General features: G+C 73.5%; 19 protein-coding genes. 13 read left to right on the top strand and 6 right to left on the bottom strand.

The annotated features are described in order from the left end of the window. Nucleotides 1-266: 266 nt before the first annotated feature. Nucleotides 267-926, top strand: coding sequence for a response regulator (locus tag ABD973_RS16435; RefSeq protein ID WP_125821694.1), 660 nt, complete (start codon nt 267-269; stop codon nt 924-926). Between the two features lie 152 nt (nt 927-1078). After that, nucleotides 1079-1522: a pyridoxamine 5'-phosphate oxidase family protein gene (locus ABD973_RS16430; RefSeq protein WP_345500568.1), complete on the top strand. Its 444-nt coding sequence runs from the start codon at nt 1079-1081 to the stop codon at nt 1520-1522. A gap of 98 nt (nt 1523-1620) precedes the next feature. Here the strand turns inward: ABD973_RS16430 and ABD973_RS16425 are convergent, their stop codons facing one another. After that, nucleotides 1621-3222 carry a protein kinase domain-containing protein gene (locus ABD973_RS16425; protein WP_345500566.1) on the bottom strand — a complete coding sequence of 534 codons (1602 nt, stop codon included), beginning with the start codon at nt 3220-3222 and terminating at the stop codon, nt 1621-1623. Nucleotides 3223-3448: 226 nt separating this feature from the next. Between ABD973_RS16425 and ABD973_RS16420 the strand changes: the two genes are divergently transcribed. The 10 genes from ABD973_RS16420 (at nt 3449) to ABD973_RS16375 (ending at nt 15504) form a co-directional block, all read left to right on the top strand. Then, entirely contained in the window at nt 3449-5116 is a 1668-nt protein-coding gene (locus ABD973_RS16420) for a protein kinase domain-containing protein (protein WP_345500564.1), read from the top strand. 355 nt (nt 5117-5471) lie between these two features. After that, nucleotides 5472-6011 (top strand): hypothetical protein, encoded by a 540-nt coding sequence (locus ABD973_RS16415; protein WP_345500562.1) that lies wholly within the window; start codon nt 5472-5474, stop codon nt 6009-6011. A 59-nt stretch (nt 6012-6070) separates the two neighbouring features. Next, nucleotides 6071-6724 carry a PadR family transcriptional regulator gene (locus ABD973_RS16410; protein ID WP_125604151.1) on the top strand — a complete coding sequence of 218 codons (654 nt, stop codon included), beginning with the start codon at nt 6071-6073 and terminating at the stop codon, nt 6722-6724. A 25-nt stretch (nt 6725-6749) separates the two neighbouring features. Then, nucleotides 6750-7496, top strand: a complete 747-nt coding sequence (locus tag ABD973_RS16405; RefSeq protein ID WP_125821699.1) for an ABC transporter ATP-binding protein — start codon at nt 6750-6752, stop codon at nt 7494-7496. 101 nt (nt 7497-7597) lie between these two features. Next, complete coding sequence (locus ABD973_RS16400) at nt 7598-10345, top strand: ABC transporter permease (RefSeq protein ID WP_345504610.1); 2748 nt, start codon at nt 7598-7600, stop codon at nt 10343-10345. Between the two features lie 82 nt (nt 10346-10427). Beyond that, entirely contained in the window at nt 10428-10967 is a 540-nt protein-coding gene (locus tag ABD973_RS16395; protein ID WP_125604154.1) for a bacterial proteasome activator family protein, read from the top strand. Between the two features lie 284 nt (nt 10968-11251). Further along, nucleotides 11252-12130 carry an NTP transferase domain-containing protein gene (locus ABD973_RS16390; RefSeq protein WP_345500559.1) on the top strand — a complete coding sequence of 293 codons (879 nt, stop codon included), beginning with the start codon at nt 11252-11254 and terminating at the stop codon, nt 12128-12130. Next, entirely contained in the window at nt 12127-13419 is a 1293-nt protein-coding gene (locus ABD973_RS16385) for a molybdopterin molybdotransferase MoeA (protein ID WP_125821702.1), read from the top strand. Before ABD973_RS16390 ends, ABD973_RS16385 begins: the two co-directional genes overlap by 4 nt. Next, a complete protein-coding gene (locus ABD973_RS16380; protein WP_125604600.1) occupies nt 13407-14507 on the top strand; it encodes a potassium channel family protein in 1101 nt (366 codons plus the stop codon). Before ABD973_RS16385 ends, ABD973_RS16380 begins: the two co-directional genes overlap by 13 nt. 19 nt (nt 14508-14526) lie before the next feature. Further along, the gene (locus tag ABD973_RS16375; protein ID WP_345500556.1) at nt 14527-15504 is read left to right on the top strand and encodes an NAD(P)H-quinone oxidoreductase; all 978 of its coding nucleotides are present in this window, start codon (nt 14527-14529) and stop codon (nt 15502-15504) included. Between the two features lie 373 nt (nt 15505-15877). Here ABD973_RS16375 and ABD973_RS16370 read toward each other — a convergent pair whose 3' ends face one another. Genes ABD973_RS16370 through pdhA form a run of 3 tightly spaced genes read right to left on the bottom strand, consistent with a single transcriptional unit; the run spans nt 15878 to nt 19322 of the window. Beyond that, nucleotides 15878-17191, bottom strand: coding sequence for a dihydrolipoamide acetyltransferase family protein (locus ABD973_RS16370; RefSeq protein ID WP_345500554.1), 1314 nt, complete (start codon nt 17189-17191; stop codon nt 15878-15880). Continuing rightward, the gene (locus ABD973_RS16365; protein WP_125603185.1) at nt 17191-18189 is read right to left on the bottom strand and encodes an alpha-ketoacid dehydrogenase subunit beta; all 999 of its coding nucleotides are present in this window, start codon (nt 18187-18189) and stop codon (nt 17191-17193) included. Before ABD973_RS16365 ends, ABD973_RS16370 begins: the two co-directional genes overlap by 1 nt. Then, complete coding sequence (gene pdhA, locus ABD973_RS16360) at nt 18189-19322, bottom strand: pyruvate dehydrogenase (acetyl-transferring) E1 component subunit alpha (protein WP_345500551.1); 1134 nt, start codon at nt 19320-19322, stop codon at nt 18189-18191. The genes ABD973_RS16365 and pdhA overlap by 1 nt, the downstream gene beginning before the upstream one ends. 180 nt (nt 19323-19502) lie before the next feature. Between pdhA and ABD973_RS16355 the strand changes: the two genes are divergently transcribed. Continuing rightward, nucleotides 19503-20057 (top strand): Lrp/AsnC family transcriptional regulator, encoded by a 555-nt coding sequence (locus tag ABD973_RS16355; protein WP_386381869.1) that lies wholly within the window; start codon nt 19503-19505, stop codon nt 20055-20057. 54 nt (nt 20058-20111) lie between these two features. Here the strand turns inward: ABD973_RS16355 and ABD973_RS16350 are convergent, their stop codons facing one another. Together ABD973_RS16350 and ABD973_RS16345 are read right to left on the bottom strand one after the other, a co-directional pair. Further along, nucleotides 20112-20702, bottom strand: a complete 591-nt coding sequence (locus tag ABD973_RS16350) for a TetR/AcrR family transcriptional regulator (protein ID WP_125603183.1) — start codon at nt 20700-20702, stop codon at nt 20112-20114. Next, nucleotides 20699-22225, bottom strand: coding sequence for a 3-hydroxyacyl-CoA dehydrogenase (locus ABD973_RS16345; RefSeq protein ID WP_125821705.1), 1527 nt, complete (start codon nt 22223-22225; stop codon nt 20699-20701). The genes ABD973_RS16350 and ABD973_RS16345 overlap by 4 nt, the downstream gene beginning before the upstream one ends. Nucleotides 22226-22388 lie beyond the last annotated feature (163 nt).

Below are 22388 nucleotides of genomic sequence, written 5' to 3'. Positions count from 1 at the left end.
ATCCGTACCCGTGCACGGGGTGGGTGCACGGCGCGTAACGGATTCAGGCGTGACAGGTGCCCCGGCGAGTGCCCTGCGCACAGCACGTTACCCAGTGCGACGCATAACTGCGAAACCCCGTTTGACCTGCGATTTTGCTTGGATATCCAAGTAAATCGGCCGCCTGGGGAACATCCACTGGTCACAGCCTTGCAGGGGGCCGGAACAACGGCACGTTATCCCGGGTAACTGCGGCAGGGAAGAGGTGAGTGTGTGAAGATGAGTTTGTGCGCGAAGACGGAAAAATCAAGGTATTTCTCCTGGACGACCACGAAGTGGTACGACGGGGCGTCCATGAGCTTTTGTCGGTCGAAGAGGACATCGAGATCGTCGGTGAGGCGGGTACCGCCGCCGACGCCCTGGTCCGCATTCCCGCCACCCGCCCCGACGTCGCCGTGCTCGACGTACGCCTGCCCGACGGCAGCGGCGTCGAGGTCTGCCGCGAGGTGCGCTCGCAGGACGAGGACATCAAGTGCCTGATGCTCACCTCGTTCGCCGACGACGAGGCCCTCTTCGACGCGATCATGGCCGGTGCCTCCGGCTACGTCCTCAAGGCCATCCGGGGAAACGAGCTGCTCAGCGCCGTGCGCGACGTGGCGGCCGGCAAGTCGCTGCTGGACCCGGTGGCCACCGCGCGCGTGCTGGAACGGCTGCGGGACGGCAAGAACGGCAAGGGTGACGACCGGCTCGCCAACCTCACGGACCAGGAGCGCAAGATCCTCGACCTGATCGGCGAGGGCCTGACGAACCGGGTCATCGGCGAGCGGCTGCACCTGGCGGAGAAGACCATCAAGAACTACGTCTCCAGCCTGCTGTCCAAGTTGGGCATGGAGCGCCGCTCCCAGGCCGCCGCGTACGTGGCCCGGCTCCAGGCCGAGAGGCGCTAGCCCCAGCGTTCCCCGACCGGTTCTCCAGCCGGCGTGACGCCCCGTGGCCGCGTGGTGCCCCGGGGCGCACGGTTCGATTCGGGACCAACGTCCCCGATCACCGGGGCGGGATCCTCTGTCCGGCGCTCCGCCGGTGCCCGAGAGTGGGCTGCATGTCACCGGAGGAACTCCACGCCATCGAACTGCTGCGCCGCGTGCCCTACGGGCGGGTCGCCACCAGCATGCGCGCGCTCCCCTTCCTCGCGGTCGCCCGCCACATCGTGGTGGACGGCAGGGTCGTGCTGAGAATGCACGCCGGTTTCGGGTACCACCAGGCGTGCGCCGGCAGCGTCGTCGCCTACGGGGCGGACAACTTCAATTCCGGTGAGGCCACGCTGTGGACGGTGCAGTTCACCGGAACGGCGGAACTGGCCGAGCCGTCCACGGCAGAACTGGAACTATTCGGTCCGGGTCCGCATTTCGTGGACGGGGAGATCTTCGACCCCGTCTACATGCGCATCGAACCGCAGCTCGTCACCGTGCACACACTGCCCGGGAACCAGGCCGCCCGGACCCGCGAGGGCGTCGCGGACCGCCCCTGCCTGCACGCCCTCTGACCTGCCCTCTGACCTGTCGGCGGACCTGTGGGCGGACCTGTGGGCGGATACGGAAAAGGCCCGGCGGAATTCCTTCCTCCGGGCCTTTCACCGGTCTGCTATTCGCCGGCCGCGGGGCTTCCGCCGCCGCCGGTCGGCGTCGGCTTGGTCGGCGGGTCGGTCGGGGGCGTCGGCTTGGTCGTCGGGTCCACCGGCGGGGTGGTCTTCGGCGTCGAGGGCGCGGTGGACGGGGCCGACGGGGTGGTGCTCGGCGTGAACTTGGGGCGGCTCGGAGTCGGCCGGTACGTCTCGTCGGTGTGCGAGCCGCCCTCCGTGCTCGGGGTGGTCGCCGGGGTCTCCGGGGTGCTGTCGCTGCTCTGCGAGGGGGCGGGCGTACTGGTGCTGGTCTTCGGCTTGTTGCCGCCGCCGCCCCCGCCCAGGTTGCCGTTCTTGATCGCGTAAGCGGCACCGCCGGCGATGGCGAGGACCGCGAGGACCGCGAAGAGCCACGCCTTCCACGCGCCGCCGCGCCGACGCCCGTTGTCGTACGGGTCGTAGTGGTCGTAACCGCCGGAACCGCCCTGCCCGCCGGCGTGGTTGCCGCCGCCGGGGAAGGCCGTGCCGTCGTCCGGGTTCAGCGGGGGCACCATCGGCTGCTGGAACTGCGAGGTGGTGGCGTGCGAGGGGTACTGCGCGCGCGGGCCGCCGTTCTGGGCGGGCGCCGACGCCGTGGTGGGCGCGCCGCCCGGCTGGCCGTGCGGGAGCGCCATGGTGACGGGGCCCGTGTTCCAGGTGCCGGTGTTCGGTCCCTGGTCCTGGAGCATCTGGAGCGCGTACTGGACGAGTCCGCGCATCTCCTCGGCGCTCTGGAACCGGTCGTCCGGGTCCTTGGCGAGGGACCGCATGACCAGCCCGTCGAGCTCCTGCGGGATGGAGCCGCCCTCGGGCAGCTGCGAGGGCGGCACCGGCGCGTCCTGGACGTGCTGGTAGACCACCGACAGCGGGGTCTCGCCGGTGAAGGGGGGCCGCAGCGCGAGGAGTTCGTAGAGCAGGCAGCCGGTGGCGTACAGGTCGGAACGGTGGTCGACGGCCTTGCCGAGGGCCTGCTCGGGCGACAGGTACTGGGGGGTGCCCATGACCATGCCGGTCTGGGTCATCGTCGACTGGGCGCCGTGCAGGGCGCGGGCGATGCCGAAGTCCATCACCTTCACCGCGCCGGTGTTGGTGATGATGACGTTGGCGGGCTTGATGTCGCGGTGCACGATGCCGTGCTGGTGCGAGTAGGCGAGCGCTTCGAGCACGCCCGACACGATGATGAGCGCCTGCTCGGGCCCCGGGGCCTCGGCGCTGATGAGGAGCTCGCGGATGGTGCGGCCCTCGACCAGCTCCATCACGATGTACGGGACCACGTTCGGGCCGACCCGGTCCTCGCCAGAGTCGTACACGGCGACGACGGCGTGGTGGTTGAGGCCGGCGACCGACTGTGCCTCACGGGTGAAGCGGGCCTTGGACACCGGGTCCTCGGCCAGGTCGGCCCGGAGCAGCTTCACGGCCACCGTGCGGCCCAGGCGTACGTCCTCGGCGGCGAACACCTCGGCCATGCCGCCGCGGCCCAGGCGGTGCGTCAGCCGGTAGCGGCCGTCCCCCACGAGGCCGCCGGCGCCCCAGTGCTCAGGACCGTCGGCCATCCCGGCGCCGTTTCCCTCGGGTTCGGGTGCCATCAGTCCTCGCCGTCGTCTCTCTCGTCCGCTCTAGCGGTGGGTCCTCATCGGGTGCTCCGATGAACGCTACAGCCTCTGAACCCGTCACCGTTCGGCTACAGACGCCCCGTAGGCCCCCGGTCACGCAGCGGGCACCGGCTTGACGTGTGCTTGCCCTCCGGCAGACTGGGCGCGACATGCGCTCAGCCAGACGCGTAGGGAAACAGCCCGAGGGGAAGCAACAGTCATGAGCCAGGACGGCACGCAGGGCCGGTACGCAGGCGGCTCCCTGGCCGGTGGCCGTTACCAGCTAAGGGATTTGCTGGGCGAGGGGGGCATGGCCTCGGTCTACCTCGCGTACGACTCCGCGCTCGACCGCCAGGTCGCGATCAAGACCCTGCACAGCGAACTCGGGCGCGAGGCGTCCTTCCGCGAGCGCTTCCGGCGCGAGGCGCAGGCTGTTGCGAAACTGTCGCACACCAACATCGTCTCGGTCTTCGACACCGGCGAGGGGACCGTCACCTTCGGTTCCGGCGGCGGGGACGAAGCGGTCATGCCGTACATCGTCATGGAGTACGTGGAGGGCCGGCCGCTCGGCTCGGTGCTCGACGCGGACGTGCGCCAGTACGGCGCCATGCCGGCGGACAAGGCGCTGAAGGTGACGGCCGACGTGCTGGCCGCGCTGGAGACCAGCCACGAGATGGGCCTGGTCCACCGCGACATCAAGCCCGGCAACGTGATGATGACCAAGCGCGGCGTGGTCAAGGTGATGGACTTCGGCATCGCCCGCGCCATGCAGTCGGGGGTCACCTCGATGACGCAGACCGGCATGGTCGTCGGCACCCCGCAGTACCTGTCGCCGGAGCAGGCGCTGGGGCGCGGCGTGGACGCCCGTTCCGACCTGTACTCCGTCGGCATCATGCTCTTCCAGCTGCTGACGGGCCGGATCCCCTTCGACGCGGACTCCCCGCTGGCCATCGCGTACGCGCACGTCCAGGAGGAGCCGGTGGCTCCGTCGACCGTCAACCGGTCGATCACCCCGGCGATGGACGCGCTCGTGGCGCGGGCGCTGAAGAAGAACCCGAACGAGCGCTTCCCCACGGCCGCGGCCATGCGGGACGAGATCATGCGCGTGCTGTCGGCCGGCCAGACCGGCGCCCCGGTCATCGTCCCGGGCGCCGCGACCGGCGGCAGCGGGGCGGGCGTGGGCTCGGCCGTCTTCCCGCCGGTGGACTCCGGATTCCAGTCGCCGCCGCCGCAGTCGCTCCAGCAGCCGTACCAGGCCCACACGCCGCCGTCCCCGTACGCGCCGCAGACGCACCAGCAGCCGCAGCAGACCCAGCAGGGCGGTTACGCCTACCCGCACACCCCGGCGCCGCAGCAGCAGTACGCGCCGCAGACCCCGCCGCCGTTCACCATCTCCCCCACCCCGGCGTCCGCCCAGTCGGCGTCCTCGGCCGGGAAGAAGAACACCCCGGTCGTGGTCGGCGCCATCGCGGTGGCCCTGCTGGCCATCGGCGGGCTGATCGCGGTGCTGAACATGGACGACGAGGGCGACAAGGGCGCCGACAACGCCTCCCCGTCCTCCTCGGCCTCCGCGTCCGCGTCCGGCCCGGCGAAGGCCGGCCACAAGGGGCCGGACCCGTCGCGCACGATCGACGTGGAGAAGTGCAAGAGCCCGACCAAGTCCTACAAGGACGCCACCAAGGTCGTGGCCCCGGACTTCCGGTACAAGAACCTGCGCTCGGTGAAGGAGTGCATCCAGGCCGCGGGCTGGAGCTTCGAGATCCAGAACCGCGACGAGACCGTCTACGGCCAGGACACCGTCCTGGAGCAGCTGCCGGCGTCGGGGACCGACGTGGCCAAGGGGGACACGAAGTTCACCCTGGTCGTCTCCACCGGCGACCCCCAGTAGGCATCCGCGCGGGCGGCCGCTCGGGCGGGCGCTCGGGCGGCCGTGGAGGCGTCCGCGCGGGCACCGCGTGGGCACCGCGCAGGCGCGCCGCGCAGGCACCGCGCAGGCACCGCGCAGGCGTCCGCCCCCGGCCGGTTTCGTACCGGCCGGGGGCTTTCGCGTCAGGGCCGGCGTAGGCCGGGGTGGCAGCCGCCGTACGGCGGGGCGGCGGACGTCGTACGGCCGGACCGGTGGTACCGGTGTGCCCGGCACCCTGACGGACCACCCGGGGTGCCCGTTTTGCCCCAGCATGTGAACCTGAGTGCGGTGCTCCGACTTCGGGCGCCCGGGCCGCACGGAAGGGGAGGGGCACCCCGTGACTCGACGCCTCCGCCCGCCGTACCGGACAGCCGGGGCCGCGCTGGCCGCCGCGGCGCTGCTGGCCGCCGCCCCCGCGAGCGCGACCCCCGCCCGCGCCCCGGCCCTCGCCGCGCCCGCGTTCCCCGGCCGGGCGGCCTGGGTCCCGGCGGTGGCCGGGGAGGTGCCGCAGGAGGCGTACGAGGAACTCGCCGGCAGCGCCGCGGGCGTCGGGCGGGAGCGCCCGGGGCGGCCCGCCGACGCGCCCCCCGATCCCGGCCTCGCCGCCGCCTCCCGGCCGGTACGCCCGGTCCCCCCGGCGCGCCCGCTCCAGCCGGCGCACGAGCGGCCGGAGCCCGTCGCACCCCGGCCGGATCCGGTCCCGGACCCGTCGGCGACCGGCACCGCACCCGCCCCCACGCCCGTCACCGCCCTCGGCAACGAGCCCAACGAGCGGGCCGCCGATCTGGCCGCGCACCTGCTCCCGCTGGGCACCGGACTGGCCCTGATGGGCCTCGGCATCGGCTACATGGGCGTGCGGCTGCGGCGCGGCCGGTAGGGGCCGTTGAGGGGGCCGGGTGTTTGCGGAGACGAGCATACTCGGTATACATACTGAGTATGTCGATCCGTCACGGCCTTCTCGCACTGCTGGAACGGGGCCCCCGCTACGGCTCCCAGCTGCGCACCGAGTTCGAATCCCGCACCGGCTCCACCTGGCCCCTCAACGTCGGGCAGGTGTACACCACGCTGGCCCGCCTGGAGCGCGACGGCCTCGTCGCCCCCGGCGGCGAGGACCACGCCGGCCACACCCTCTACGCCATCACCGACGACGGCCGTGCCGAACTGCGCGACTGGTACGAGCGGCCCGTCGACCGCGCCAACCCGCCCCGCGACGAGCTGTCCATCAAGCTCGCCATGGCCGTGGGCGCACCGGGCGTGGACATCCGCGCCGTCATCCAGGCCCAGCGGCACGCCACGCTCAAGGCGATGCAGGACTACACCCGGCTCAAGGCCGGGGCCCTCGCCGCCATCGAGAGCGGCCGGTCCCGCGAACGCGACGACCTGGCCTGGCTGCTGGTCCTGGAGCAGCTGATCTTCCAGACCGAGGCCGAGGCGCGCTGGCTCGACCACTCCGAGTCCCGCCTCGTCCGGCTGGCCGCACTCGGCCCCGCGGACCCGCCCGGCCCGGTGGACACACCCGGTCCGCCGGCGCCGCCCGCCGCAGGCGCGACCGGCACCACCAGGCCCGCCGCCCGCACGCGGCGCGGCTGAACGAACGTCCCAGGGGGGATCCCTCATGCCCGACCAGCAGCACCGCACGAACCCCGTACTCCGGCTGGACCGTCTCGTCCGCACCCACGGCAGCGGCGCCACCGAGGTGCACGCCCTGCGCGGGGTCGACCTCAGCGTCCACCCCGGCGAACTCGTCGCCGTCATGGGCCCGTCCGGCTCCGGCAAGTCCACCCTGCTCACCCTCGCGGGCGGCCTCGACACCCCCACCAGCGGCAGCGTCCTGGTCGAGGGCGTCGACATCACCACCGCCTCCCGCCGGCAGCTGGCCGCGCTGCGCCGGCGCAGCATCGGCTACGTCTTCCAGGACTACAACCTCATCCCGGCCCTCACCGCCGCCGAGAACGTGGCCCTGCCCCTCGAACTCGACGGGACCTCCGCCCGCAAGGCCCGCCGTGCGGCCCTCGCCGCGCTGGAGGAGATACGCCTGCCGCAGCTCGCCGACCGCTTCCCCGACGAGATGTCCGGCGGCCAGCAGCAGCGCGTCGCCATCGCCCGCGCGCTGGTCGGCGAACGCCGCCTGGTCCTGGCCGACGAACCCACCGGCGCCCTCGACTCCGAGACCGGCGAGTCCGTGCTCGCGCTGCTGCGCGCCCGCTGCGACGCCGGCGCCGCCGGCATCCTCGTCACGCACGAACCCCGCTTCGCCGCCTGGGCGGACCGGGTCGTCTTCCTGCGCGACGGCAGCGTCGTCGACGAGACCCTGCGCAGCCAGGCCGACTCGCTGCTCCACGGGCGGGCGGCCGGCCTGTGACCTCCCCGCTCACCGCCTGGTACCACTCCTGGATCGCCGCCCTGCGCATCGCCCGCCGCGACGCGTGGCGCGCCAAGGGCCGCAGCGCCCTCGTACTCGCGATGCTCGCCCTGCCCATCATCGGGATGAGCGCCATCGACCTCACCTACCGCAGCGCCGAACTCTCCACCGACCAGCGGATGACCCGCCAACTCGGCGCCGCCGACGCCCGGATCAGCCCGGCCGGCCTGGACGCGCCGATCTACCAGCACCCCAACGGCGCGCAGTACGCGCCGGTCGGCGGCTACGACACGTACCGCCCCGTCCGCGAGGAGGACCGGCAGCCGCCGAAGTCCGTACTGCCGCCCGGGATCCGGTCCGTCGAGGACCGCCGGGGCTTCGCCAAGGTGCACACCGCACACGGGCTGCTGGGGACCGACCTGCGCGAGCTCGACGTGCGCGACCCGCTGACCAAGGGCCTGTTCACGCTCGACCGCGGCCGCATGCCCCAGGGGCCGGGCGAGGTCGTGGCCACCACCGCCTTCCTGAAGGCCTCGGGCCTGTACGTGGGCTCCTCCGCGACCCCGCGCGGCGCCACGTCCTCGTACCGGATCGTGGGCGCGTACGAGATGCCCGACCAGCTCAGGCACCCCGAGCTGCTCGCCCTGCCGGGCACCCTGCTCGACCCCCTCGACCAGGCGCTCAAGGCCACCGGAGCACCCGGGATCAACCCCCGGCCCGGCTACCTCGTCGCGGCGGGCGGCGATGGTTTCACGTGGAACATGGTCAAGGAGGCCAACAAGCGCGGCGCGCTCGTGCTCTCCCGGGCCGTCGCCCTGCACCCGCCGGCCGACTCCGACGTCCCGCTGTTCACGCAGCAGCCGAAGGAGCAGTTCGACAGGGCGGACGGCGGCACGATGACCCGGCGGGCCGTCCTGGTCACCGTCATCGGCCTCGCCATGCTGGAGATCTGCCTGCTCGCCGGACCCGCCTTCGCGGTCGGCGCCCGGCGCTCGCGCCGCCAGCTGGGCCTGGTCGGCGCCAACGGCGGCGACCGGCGGCACGTCCGTGCCGTCGTCCTCTCCGGCGGCATCGTGATCGGTGCCGCCGCCGCGGTCCTCGGCACGGCGATCGGGGTGGGCCTCACCGTCGGGCTGCGGCCCGTACTGGAGGAGCAGCTCGGCGCCCGCTTCGGCGGGTTCGAGGCCCGCCCGCTGGAGCTGCTCGGCATCGCCCTGGTCGCCGTGGCGACGGGCCTGCTGGCCGCGGTCGCCCCCGCCGTGACCGCGTCCCGGCAGAGCGTGCTGGCGTCCCTCACCGGCCGGCGCGGGGTGCGCCGAGCCAACCGGGTGCTGCCCGTCATCGGCCTCCTCGCCGTCACGGCGGGCGCGGCCATCGTCATCTACGGAAGCCGCTACCGCGTCAACACCACCTTCGTGATGGGCGGCAGCGCCCTCGCCGAGCTCGGGGTCGTCGCCCTCACCCCGCTGCTGGTCGGCCTGTTCGGACGGCTGGGGCGATGGCTCCCGCTGTCACCGCGGCTCGCGCTGCGCGACGCCGTCCGCAACCGGGGGCGCACGGCCCCGGCCGTGGCCGCCGTACTGGCCGCCGTCGCCGGGACGGTGGCGGTCTCCACGTACCAGCACAGCCAGGACGTCCAGGGCCGGCACGAGTACGAGGCCGTGCTCCCCGCCAACGCGGGCTACCTGACGAGCACGGACCACGCCGGCCACAAAGAGGTGCCCGCCCTGCGCGACACCCTCTCGAAGAACCTCCCGGTGTCGGTACGGGCCGATGTGGACCGCCTCGTCGTCGGCAACCCGAACTGCTCACCGCTCTCTTCGGCCCCGGGCTGCGGGCGGGTCGAGGTCATCGTCCCCAAGGAGCAGCGCTGCCCGCTCTCCGAGGCCGAGAACGGCCCCGCCTCCTTCCCGCCGGACCAGGCCCGCGCACTGCGCCAGGACCCGCGCTGCGTGGTGAGGCGCTGGGGCAGCCCCTTCGACGTCGTCGTCGCCGACGAGAAGCTGCTCCAGGTGCTGGCCGTCTCCGACCCGGGTTCGGCCGCCGCGCTGAAGGAGGGCCGGTCCGTCTCCTTCAACCGCAACCAGGTGAAGGACGGCAAGGTCACCCTGCGAGTCATCACCGACCAGGCCGCCGCCGACGAGGCCGCCGAGCGGCGCACCGACCCGCCCGGCCAGGACAAGGTGCTGGCCGTCCACCAGGCCCCCGGCACCGCCTGGGGCGTCGACCTGGTCCTGCCGCCCGCCGCCGCCCGGGCCGCCGGCCTGGCGACGGCCCCGGCCGGCGCCTACTTCAGCCTCGACCGGAAGGCCGGCACCGCGGAGCGGCAGCGGCTGGACGGCGAGATCGACCGGATGGGCGCGGACGCCGAGGTCAGGATCGAGGAGGGCTACCAGGAGCAGCACACCCTGGGCCTGCTCGCCCTGAGCGTCTTCGCGGGACTCGTCACCATCGGCGCCGCCGGGATCGCGACGGGCCTGGCCCAGGCGGACTCCGAAGCCGACCTGAAGACCCTCGCGGCCGTCGGCGCGGCCCCGCGCGTACGGCGCACCCTCAGCGGCTTCCAGTGCGGGGTGGTGGCCCTGATGGGCGTGGTCCTCGGATCGGCGGCGGGCATCCTGCCTGCGGTCGGACTCCGCCTCACCCAGGAACGGGAACAGCGGCGGCTCATCGAGTACGCCCTCGAAAGCGGCTACACCTCGGGGCGCGACACCGAGCTGTACGTCCCGATCGCGGTGCCGTGGGACACGCTGGCCGGCCTGCTGGTCCTCGTCCCGCTGGGCGCGGCGCTGCTGGCCGCGCTGGTCACCAGGTCGAGCGGCGCACTGGCCCGCCGGGCGGCCGGATGACGTTGGCGCCCCCGCACAGGGTGGATCACGCCCGTGCGGGGGCACACCGTGTGAGAACGCAGGTGTGCGAGAGAATGACGGCATGGAGATGCCGAGGAGTGAACGGTCGCAGGACAGCCCCCCGCACGTGCTGATCGTGGGCCAGGACGGGACGGCGGTCGGCGGCACCGATGACGAGTCGCGCGAGGTCCCGGTGACGGAGATGGTCGAACAGCCCGCCAAGGTCATGCGCATCGGCAGCATGATCAAGCAACTTCTGGAAGAAGTCCGCGCAGCACCTCTGGACGAGGCCAGCCGGGTCCGTCTGAAGGACATCCACGCGGCGTCGGTCAAGGAACTCGAAGACGGCCTGGCGCCGGAGCTGGTGGAGGAACTGGAGCGCCTCTCCCTCCCCTTCACGGAGGAAGCAGTACCCTCCGAGGCCGAACTGCGGATCGCGCAGGCGCAGTTGGTGGGCTGGCTGGAGGGTCTCTTCCACGGCATCCAGACGGCCCTGTTCGCGCAGCAGATGGCGGCGCGGGCCCAACTGGAACAGATGCGCCGAGCCCTCCCGCCGGGCAGCACCCACGACGACGACGAAGACGGCCCCCACGGCGCGGTCCGCTCGGGCCCGTACCTGTAGTTCCCGCGGGGCGGGGCTGGATTCCGCGCAGCGAATCCAGCCCCGCCGGCGTTCGAGGCGCGGGGGTCAGGGCCCAGCCCCACCCCCCAGCCCCGCCGGCGTTTGAGGCGCGGGGGTCTGGGGGCGGAGCCCCCAGGGGGTCCGGGGCGCAGCCCCGGGAAACGGAGAAAGGGCGGGGCGGGGAGCAGCTCCGCGCAGCGGCACCCGCACCGGCCCGGCCACGGCGTAAGCCCCGGGTAAGTCGACCCCGACGCCCCCCAGACACCCCACGCATACTCAAGGGCATGAGCTACGACGCCATCGTCCTGGCCGGCGGCGCCGCCCGGCGCCTCGGCGGAGCCGACAAACCCACCCTCCACGTCGGCGGCCGCACCCTCCTCGACAGGGTCCTGGCGGCCTGCCCCGACGCCGCCGAGACCGTCGTGGTCGGCACCCGCAGGGCGACGGGCCGTCCCGTCCACTGGACCCGCGAGGACCCGCCCGGCGGCGGCCCGGTAGCCGCGCTGGACGCCGGTGTCCGCCGGACCACCGCCCCGCTGGTCCTCGTACTCTCCGCCGACCTTCCCTTCCTCGACCGGGACACCGTCCACGTCCTGCTCACCGCGGCCGACGCCGCGAACACCGACGGCGCGGTCCTGCGGGACGCCGACGGCCGGGACCAGCCCCTCGTCGCGGCCTACCGCGCGGAGCCCCTCCGCCGCGAGATCGCCCTGCTCGCCACCGAGCACGGCACCCTGCACGGCCTCCCGCTGCGCGCCCTCACCAAGGAGCTGGATCTGGCCAGGATCGGCGCCGCTGAGCCACTCGCTTCCTTCGACTGCGACACCTGGGAGGACCTGGCAGCGGCCCGCGCCCGGATCAGGGAGCATGGGAACGTGCTGGAGCATTGGATCACCGCTGCCAAGAACGAACTCGGGATCGACGACGTCCCCGTCGACGTCGCGACCCTGCTCGACCTCGCCCGTGACGCCGCCCACGGTGTGGCCCGGCCCGCGGCACCGCTGACGACGTTCCTCGTCGGTTACGCGGCCGCCCGTGCCGAGGCCACCGGCGCGGACCCCGCCCTGGCCGTCGCCGAGGCCTCCCGCAAGGCCGCCGAGCTGGCGCTGCGCTGGGCCGCCGAAGCCCAGCCCCCACACCCCGAGGAGACCGGCTCCGGATGACCCGTACCGACGCCGACGGCGCCCTGGACGAGGCCCTCGCCCTGGTCAGCCGCACCCCCGACACCGGCGGCGCAGGCGGCCACCGTGCCGCCCCCTGGCTGCGCGCCCGCGAGACCGCGGCCCGGGCCGGCACCTCCGTGCCGGCCCGCACCCACCGGGTGCCCTTCGCGGACGCGCTCGGCGAGGTGCTGACCGCACCGCTCGAAGCCCTCAGCGACCTGCCGTCCTTCGACACCTCGGCCATGGACGGCTGGGCCGTCGCCGGTCCCGGGCCCTGGCGCGTCCGCCCCGGGGACGGGATCCTCGCCGGTGACGAGCCGCCCGCGCCGCTCGCCGACGGCGAGGCCGTACGGATCGCCACCGGCGCCCGCGTCCCGGCCGACACCACCGCCGTGATCCGCAGCGAGCACGCCCGCGCGTCCGGCGGCCAGCTCTACTCCGACCGGCCCGTGAACACCGGTCAGGACATCCGCCCGCGCGGCCAGGAGTGCCGCTCGGGCGACCTGCTGCTGCCCGTGGGCTCCCTCGTCACCCCCGCGGTGCTCGGCCTCGCCGCGGCCGCCGGGTACGACGAGCTGGTCACCCGCCCCCGGCCCCGCGTGGAGATCCTGGTCCTCGGGGACGAACTGCTCACCGAGGGCCGCCCGCACGACGGCCTGATCCGGGACGCCCTCAGCCCCATGCTCGGCCCCTGGATCACCCGGCTCGGCGCCGACGTCATCGGCACGCGCCGGCTCGGCGACGACCCGGCCGGGGCGGAGGCCCTGTTGCAGGCCGTCACCTCCTCCGCCGCCGACGTGGTCGTCACCACCGGCGGCACCGCCTCCGGCCCCGTGGACCACGTCCACCCCGTCCTGGAACGCGCCGGGGCCGAGCTGCTCGTGGACGGGGTCGCCGTGCGCCCCGGGCACCCGATGCTGCTGGCCCGCATCGGCGACCGGGAGTGGGCCCGCCACGTGGTCGGCCTGCCCGGCAACCCGCTCGCCGCCGTGTCCGGGCTGCTCACGCTCGCCGAGCCGCTGCTGCGCGCCCTCGCCGGCCGCCGCCAGCGGCCCCGCTACACCGTTCCGGTGGAGGGCGACGTGCCCGGCCACCCGTACGACACCCGGCTCGTGCCGGTACTGCTGACTGACGAACACGCCGTACCGCTGCGGTACAACGGCCCCGCGATGCTGCGCGGGGTGGCGGGCGCCGACGCGCTGGCCGTCGTACCGCCGCACGGGGCGCGTTCGGGGCAGGAGCTGGAGATCCTGGACCTGCCCTGGGCTTCGGGGGGATGTTTCACGTGAAACTTCACGGCCAGGACGCCATGGCGCGCGGCGCCGACGAGAAACTCGTCTCACGCCGCGTCAAACTGCCCAAGCGGGTGGTCGAGAAGCCGCTGCGGCAGGTCACCCGGCGACTGCTGATGGCCCTGTTCGTGCTGTGCCTGACGGTCCTGATCGTCTGGCTCGACCGCGAGGGCTACCACGACAACGCCAACGAGGACGTCGACTTCCTCGACTGCGTCTACTACGCCACCGTGACCCTCTCGACCACGGGCTACGGCGACATCGTCCCCTACAGCGACAGCGCGCGGCTGGTCAACGTCCTGCTGATCACCCCGCTGCGCGTGCTGTTCCTGATCATCCTGGTCGGCACCACCCTGGAGGTGCTGACCGAACGCACCCGCGAAGAGTGGCGGCTCAACCGCTGGAGGAACAACTTGCGTGAGCACACGGTCGTCGTCGGCTTCGGCACCAAGGGCCGTTCCGCCCTGCAGACGCTGCTGTCGACCGGACTCCCGAGGGAGCAGGTCGTCATCGTCGACCCCAGCGCCAAGGTGATCGACATCGCCAACTCGGAGGGCTTCACGGGGGTCATCGGCGACGCCACCCGTTCCGAAGTGCTGTTGCGGGCCGAGCTCCAGAAGGCCCGTCAGATCATCATCGCCACCCAGCGCGACGACACGGCCGTACTCGTCACCCTGACGGCGCGGCAGCTCAACCGCGGCGCGAAGATCGTGGCGGCCGTCCGCGAAGAGGAGAACGCGCCGCTGCTGAAGCAGTCCGGCGCGGACGCCGTCATCACGAGCGCCAGCGCGGCGGGCCGGCTGCTGGGCCTGTCGGTGCTCAGCCCCAGCGCGGGCACCGTGATGGAGGACCTGATCCACCAGGGCAGCGGCCTGGATCTGGTCGAACGGCCCGTCAACAAGTCGGAGGTGGGCCGCAGCGTCCGCGACACCGGCGACCTCGTCGTCAGCGTCCTGCGCGGGCACCGGCTCCTGCCGTACGACGACCCGCACGCGAGCCCGCTCCAGCTGACGGACCGGCTGATCACCATCGTCCGGGCGGCTCCCCCGGTCGGCCCCCAGGTCACCCTGGGCCCGGCCGAGTAGCACCGGTAGATTCCGGGCCATGCATGCGATCACGATCGAGCAGCCCGGCGGCCCAGAGGCCCTGGTCTGGGCCGAAGTACCCGATCCGGTGGCGGGCGAGGGGGAGGTGCTCGTCGAGGTCGTGGCGAGCGCCGTGAACCGCGCCGACGTCCTGCAGCGCCAGGGCTTCTACGACCCGCCGCCGGGCGCCTCCCCCTATCCCGGTCTGGAGTGCTCCGGCCGGATCGTCGAGCTCGGACCGGGCGTGTCCGGCTGGGCGGTGGGCGACGAGGTGTGCGCCCTGCTGTCCGGCGGCGGGTACGCGCAGCGGGTCGCCGTCCCGGCGGGGCAGCTGCTGCCGGTCCCGGAGGGCGTGGACCTGGTGACGGCGGCCGCGCTGCCGGAGGTCGTCGCGACGGTGTGGTCGAACGTCTTCATGGTGGCGGGCCTGCGTCCGGGCGAGACCCTCCTGGTGCACGGCGGCTCCAGCGGCATCGGCACCATGGCGATCCAGCTGGGCAAGGCCGTCGGGGCACGGGTCGCGGTGACCGCGGGCGGCAAGGAGAAGCTGGCGCGCTGCGCGGAACTGGGCGCGGACGTCCTGATCGACTACCGCGAGCAGGACTTCGTGGAGGAGCTGCGGTCCGCGACGGGCGGGGCCGGGGCGGACGTGATCCTGGACATCATGGGCGCGAAGTACCTCGCGCGGAACCTGGACGCGCTGGCCACGAACGGCCGGCTCGCGGTGATCGGCCTCCAGGGCGGGGTGAAGGCGGAGCTGGACCTGCGCACGCTGCTCGCCAAGCGGGCGGCCATCACGGCGACGTCGCTGCGCGCCCGGCCGCTGGAGGAGAAGGCGGCCATCGTGGCGGCCGTCCGGGAACACGTCTGGCCCCTGATCGCGGCCGGCCGGGTCCACCCGGTGGTCCACGCCACCTACCCCATCGCCCAGGCCCCGGAAGCCCACCGCGTACTGGAGTCCAGCACGCACATGGGCAAACTCCTGCTGACGCTCTGAACCGGGCGGGCGCGGGGGGCCGCGGGGCCGGGCGCCGCTGCGCGGGTCCGCGACGGGCCGCAGGCACCGCTGCGCGGAGCGTTCCCCTACCCGCCCTTCCCCCGTTCCCAGGGGCTCCGCCCCTGACCCCGCGCCTCAAGCGCCGGCGGGGCTGGAAATTCGCTGCGCGAATTCCAGCCCGCGCGGCGATTGAGCGCACCGGGGCGGAGCCCCGTTCTTCCAGCCTCGCCGGCGTTTGAGGCGCGGGGGTCCGGGGTCGGAGCCCCCAGGGGGTCCGGGGCGCAGCCCCGGGGAACGGGCGAAGGGCGGGGCGGGGAGCAGCCCGCGCAGCGGCACACCCCCGCCCCCACCGGCACCCGGTACCCGGCGCCCCCTACAGCCCGCGCAACAGCACGGCCGGGTTCTCCACGCAGTCGGCCACGTACCGCAGGAACCCGCCGGCCGCCCCGCCGTCGCAGACGCGGTGGTCGAAGGTCAGGGACAGCTGCACGACCTGACGCACGGCCAGCTCCCCCTTGTGGACCCACGGCTTCGGGATGATCCGGCCCACACCGAGCATCGCCGCCTCGGGGTGATTGATGATCGGCGTGGAGCCGTCGACCCCGAAGACCCCGTAGTTGTTCAGGGTGAAGGTCCCGCCGGTCAGGTCCGACGGGGCCAGCTTCCCCGCCCGGGCCAGCTCGGTCAGCCGGGCGAACTCCGCCGACAGGGACTCCGGGCTGCGCGTGTGGGCGTCCCGGACCACCGGGACCATCAGCCCGCGCTCGGTCTGTGCGGCGAAGCCCAGGTGCACGGACGGGAGCCGGACGATCTCGTTGGCGGCGAGGTCGACCGTCGAGTTGAGCTCGGGGAACTTGGCCAGCGCGGCCGTGCAGATCCGCGCCAGCAGCGCGAGCACCGAGATCTTCGGCCCGTCCACGGCGTTCATCGCGGCCCGCGCCGCCATCAGCTCGGTGGCGTCCGCGTCGACCCAGCAGGTGGCCTCCGGGATCTCCCGGCGGCTGCGCGACAGCTTCTCGGCGACGGCGCCGCGCAGCCCCTTGAGCGGGATCCGCTCGCCCTGCGCGGCCACCGCCACCGGCACCGCCACGGGAGCGGGCTCGGGAGCCCGGAGCACGGCCTCCACGTCGGCCCGCAGGATCAGGCCCTCCGGCCCGGACCCGCGCAGCGCCCGCAGGTCGACCCCGTTGTCCCGGGCCAGCTTGCGCACGAGCGGCGAGATCACGGGCACGGGCCCGGCGGCCACCACCGGAGCGACCGCAGCCGGAGCGACCGGAGCCGGAGCCGGAGCCGACACCGCGGCGGTGACGGGTCGCACCCGCCGCCGACGCGCCGGGCGCGAGTGGTCCGAGCCGTACCCGATCAGCGGCCGGGGCGCGTCGGCGGAGCCCTTCTCGGCCTCCGCCCCCGCGGACTCCACGGCCCCGGCGGGCGCCGACTGCACCCCCACCGCCACGGTGATCAGCGGGGCGCCGACGGGCAGCTCCTCGCCCTCCTCACCGAACCGGGCGGTGACGACACCGCCGTACGGGCAGGGCACCTCCACCATCGCCTTGGCCGTCTCGACCTCGACGACCGGCTGGTCGATGGCGACGACGTCGCCCACCGCCACCAGCCACCGCACGATCTCGGCCTCGGTCAGGCCCTCGCCGAGGTCGGGCAGCTTGAATTCCATGACCTGCGGCATCAGTTCTCCCACTGCAGGCGGGCCACGGCGTCCAGGATCCGCTCCACACCGGGCAGATGGTGCTTCTCCAGCATCGGCGGCGGGTACGGGATGTCGAAGCCGGTCACGCGCAGCACCGGCGCCTCCAGGTGGTGGAAGCAGCGCTCCGACACGCGGGCGGCGACCTCCGCGCCCGGTCCGCCGAAGCCTCCGGCCTCGTGGACCACGACCGCGCGCCCGGTGCGGCGTACGGAGGCGACGACGGTCTCCTCGTCGAAGGGGACGAGGGAGCGCAGGTCGACGACCTCCAGGTCCCAGCCCTCCTCGCGGGCCGCCTCGGCCGCCTCCAGGCAGACCGGCAGCGAGGGGCCGTACGTGATCAGGGTGGCGCTCGTACCGGCCCGGCGGACCAGGGCCTTGCCGATGCCCGGGACGGCCGCGGGGGCCTCCGGCGACCACTGCGACTTGGACCAGTAGAGCCGCTTGGGCTCCAGGAAGACCACCGGGTCGTCGCTGGCGATCGACTCGCGCAGCAGCCCGTACGCGTCCTCGACCGTCGCCGGGGTCACGACGGTGAGCCCGGGGGTGGCCGTGTAGTAGGCCTCGGAGGAGTCGCAGTGGTGCTCGACGCCGCCGATCCCGCCGCCGTAGGGCACGCGGATGGTGATCGGCAGCGGCATCTTGCCGCGGGTGCGGTTGCGCATCTTCGCCACGTGCGAGAGGAGCTGCTCGAAGGCCGGGTAGGCGAACGCGTCGAACTGCATCTCCACGACCGGGCGCAGCCCGTACATGGCCATGCCCACGGCGGTGCCCAGGATTCCGGCCTCGGCGAGCGGGGTGTCCGTGACGCGGTCCTCGCCGAACTCCTTCACGAGCCCGTCGGTGATGCGGAACACCCCGCCGAGCGCGCCGACGTCCTCGCCCATCACGTGGACGGTGGGGTCCTCGGCCATCGCGTCGCGCATGGCACGGGTGAGGGCCTGCGCCATCGTCGCGGGCTTCGCGGCAACGGTCGTCATCACTCTCCCTCCGCTTCCAGCTCGGCGCGCAGCATGGCGGCCTGCTCGCGCAGCCGGCCGGTCTGCTCCGCGTAGACGTGTGCGAAGAGGTCCATCGGGTCCGTCACGGGATCGGCGTTCATCCGCTCGCGCAGGTCCGCCGCCATCGCCTCGGCCGCGTCGCGCGCCTCCCGGATGCCTTCCTCGTCGAGGATCCCGCGCGCGGTCAGCTCGCGCTCCAGCAGCTGTACCGGGTCGTGCGCCTTCCAGGCCTCGACCTCGGCGTCGGTGCGGTAGCGGGTGGCGTCGTCGGCGTTCGTGTGGGCCTCCATCCGGTAGGTGACGGCCTCGATCAGGGTCGGTCCGCCGCCCGTGCGGGCCCGCTTCACCGCCTCGGTGAGGACCTCGTGCATCGCGGCGACGTCGTTGCCGTCGACCAGCCGGCCGGGCATGCCGTAGCCCACGGCCTTGTGGGCGAGGGTGGGCGCGGCGGTCTGCTTGGCGAGCGGGACGGAGATCGCGAAGCCGTTGTTCTGGACGAGGAAGACCACCGGGGCCTGCCAGACGGCCGCGAAGTTCAGCGCCTCGTGGAAGTCGCCCTCGCTGGTGCCGCCGTCGCCGACCATGGCGAGCGCGACGACCGCGTCGCCGCGCAGCCGCGCGGCGTGCGCCAGGCCCACCGCGTGCGGCAGCTGGGTGGCGAGGGGGGTGCACAGGGGGGCTATGCGGTGCTCGCGGGGGTCGTACCCGGTGTGCCAGTCGCCGCGCAGCAGCGTCAGGGCCTGTACGGGGTCCAGTCCGCGCGCCACGGCCGCGAGGGTGTCGCGGTAGCTCGGGAAGAGCCAGTCCTGCTCCTCCAGGACCAGCGCGGCCGCGATCTCGGCGGCCTCCTGCCCGACGGTGGAGGGGTACACGGCGAGACGGCCCTGTCGGGTCAGCGCGGTGGCCTGCGCGTTGTAGCGGCGGCCCCGGACGAGCTCGGCGTAGTACCGGCGCATGAGCGCCGGATCGAGCTCCTCCGCCGCCGGAGTGCCCAGCACCCGGTAGGGCTCGGGGTCCGGCAGCAGGGGGGCGGCCTCCATGCGGGGCCTCCAGGCGGGCGGCGGGGTGACACGGTGCGGCGCACCGGCACCGGGCAGCTCTTGGACCGTCATGGCGGCGTACACCTCCTCGTGGGAAGCGGGACTGGGGGCGCCACCGGGTGTGAGGCGCCTCACCAACCGATTGTTCGGTCGTTGGCGCAATTTGGCTACAGGCGGCTCCAGGCTGTGGACAAAGTGGCGGCGGGGCCCTGGGATGGGTGCAGGACGTCCAGCAGAGGGAGGCAGTGGGCAATGCCGGATGAACAAATGGCCGGAGCGGGTTCCGCACCGGTCCCACCGGGGGGCGCACCTTCAGGCCCACCGGTACCGCCGCGCCCCCTGGATCCCATCGACCGTTCGATCATGCGGTTGCTCCAGGCGGACGGCCGCGCGTCGATACGGTCCGTGGCGGAGCAGGTGCACGTCTCCCGGGCCAACGCCTACGCGCGGATCAACCGGCTGATCGACGACGGGGTGATCCGCGGCTTCACCGCCCGGGTCAACCACGAGCGCGCGGGTCAGGGCGCGTCCGCGTACATCACGCTGAAGATCGTCCAGAACTCCTGGCGGACGGTGCGCGAGAAGCTGCGGGAGCTGCCGGGGGCGGCGCACATCGCGCTGGTCAGCGGGGATTTCGACGTGCTGCTGCTGGTCCACACGCCGGACAACCGCACGCTGCGGGAACTGGTGCTGACCCGCCTCCAGGCCATCCCGGAGGTGCTGTCCACGCGCACGCTGCTGGTGTTCGAGGAAACGGATCTGCTGGACCCGGGCCCGTCCGGCGGCCCCGCCCTCGCGGAGGACTGAGCGGGGCCGGACGGCCGGGCCGGACGACTGGGCCGGACGACTGGGCCGGACGGGTTACGCGGCCTTGGTGCGCAGGCCGTCCAGGGCCATGCTGACCACCGCGTCGGCGAGCTGGTCGGGGGTGGTGCCGGGATGCGGCCGGTACCACTCGACCAGCGAGTTCACCATGCCGAACAGCAGGCGGGTGGCGAGCCGGATGTCCACGTCGGCGCGCAGGTCCCCGTCGGCGGCGGCCGCCTTGAGGAGCTCCGCGACCTGGTGGTCGAACTCGCGGCGGCGCTCCAGGGCCCAGCGCTCGGTGCGGGTGTTGCCGCGCACCCGCAGCAGCAGGGTGACGTACGGCAGTTCCGCGACCAGGACCTCGACCGTGCGGCGCGTGACGTACTCGACGCGCGCGACCGCGCGGCCGCGTACGGCGCCCGGCTCCTCCAGGATCCCGAACAGTCCGTCCAGGGCCCGGCTGACGGCGCGGTGGAGGAGCTCCTCCTTGCCCGCGACGTGGTGGTAGATCGAGGACTTGGAGATCCCGGCGGCCTTGGAGAGGTGCTCCATCGAGGTGCCGTCGTAGCCGCGCTCGTTGAAGACCTGCACGGCGACGGACAGCAGCGTCTCCGGGGTGTAGGTGTCCCGCCTGGCCGTGGTCACTCGGTCCCCTCCTCTTCCCCGTCCTCGTCCTCGCCGGCCTCGTAGCCCAGCTTGAACAGGGCCAGCGACGGCGCGTAGCGGCCGCCCGGACACCGTTCGTCGAGGTGGTGCAGCAGGTCGTACGCCCAGTCGCGGCCGAGCCGGTCGTGCCATTCGGCGGGGCCGAGCGGGTAGTTCACGCCGAGCCGCATCGCGGTGTCGATGTCCTGCGCGGAGGCCACCCCGCGCGCCACGGCGTCGGCGGTGAGGTCGATCAGCATCGCGACGGTACGGGCCACGATCATGCCCGGGACGTCTCCGATGACGGAGACCTCCTTGCCGAGCTTCTGGAACAGGCCGACCGCCTCGGCGAGGGTGCGCTCGCTGGTGTCCGCGCTGGCGGACAGCGCGATCCGGGTGGCGTCGCGGTAGTCGAGCGCGAGGTCGAAGTAGACGACGTCGGCGAACTCGACCGAGGTCTTGCCGTCCGCGAGCACCAGCTGGCCCTCCCCGGGCAGCTGGATGTACGGGCCCCCGTGCCCCGTGGCGGTGACCGCGATCCCGGCCTCCTCCATGAGGTCGGCCAGCACGGCGGCCGGGCCCAGGTCGCCGACGACGGTGACCTTCTCCGGCGCTTCCTCGGGGCCGGCCGTGTGCGGGGCGGGGGCCTGCGCGTCCTCGGCGTAGGAGAACCAGCCGTGGCCGGACTTCCGGCCGAGGCGACCCGCCTGGACCAGGCGGCGCTGGGCGAGCGAGGGGGTGAACTTGGGGCTCCGGAAGAAGGAGTCCCAGACGGAGCGGGTGACGGCCTCGTTGACGTCCTGGCCGATCAGGTCGGTCAGCTGGAAGGGCCCCATCCTGAAGCCGCCGCTCTCGCGCAGCACGGCGTCGATGGTCGCGGGGTCGGCGCCCCGCTCCTCGTACACCGCGAAGGCCTCGGCGTAGAAGGGGCGGGCGATCCGGTTGACGATGAAGCCGGGGGTGTCGGCGCAGCGGACCGGCGTCTTCCCCCAGCCCAGGACCGTGCGGTACGCGCTCTCGGCGGCGTCCGGGTCGGTCGCGTGGCCGCTGACCACCTCGACGAGGGGGAGCAGCGGGGCCGGGTTGAAGAAGTGCAGGCCGAGGAAGCGGCCCGGGTGCGCGAGGCCGGCGGCGAGCTCGGTGACGGAGAGGGAGGAGGTGTTGGTCGCCAGCAGCGCGTCCGGCGAAACCACTCCTTCGAGGGCCGCGAACAGCTCGCGCTTGACGGTGACGTCCTCGACGATCGCCTCGATCACCAGGGCGGCGGAGGCGAGTCCGGTCAGGGTCCCGGCGGCGTCGAGCCGGCCGACGGCGTCGTCGGCCTCGGCCCGGTCCAGCCGTCCCTTGGCGACGAGCCGCTCGACCCGGCCGGCCACGGTCTGGACGGCCTCGCGGGCCCGCTCGGGCACGGAGTCGTAGAGGCGTACGGGATGACCTGCGAGGAGAGCGACCTGGGCGATGCCCTGGCCCATGGTTCCGGCGCCGATGACCGCCACAGTGCGAGCCCGCTCGATTGCTGTCATGTCCTGATCCTCCCGCACGCGGTTGTCCACAGGTCCGCCGGGCCCTCTTGTACCGACCGATCGTTCGGTTACTCTAACTCCAGTCTGCTCTTCTTCACCCGCCCCAGCCCGATCCCAGCCTGTCTCCAGCCTGGATCCCAGTCTGCGAACCAGCCTGATCCCG

The organism is Streptomyces racemochromogenes (genome assembly GCF_039535215.1).
Classification (GTDB): Bacteria; Actinomycetota; Actinomycetes; order Streptomycetales; family Streptomycetaceae; genus Streptomyces; species Streptomyces racemochromogenes.
The sequence above is the reverse complement of the archived record's forward strand: the minus strand, read 5'-3'. Positions and strand labels throughout refer to the sequence as shown.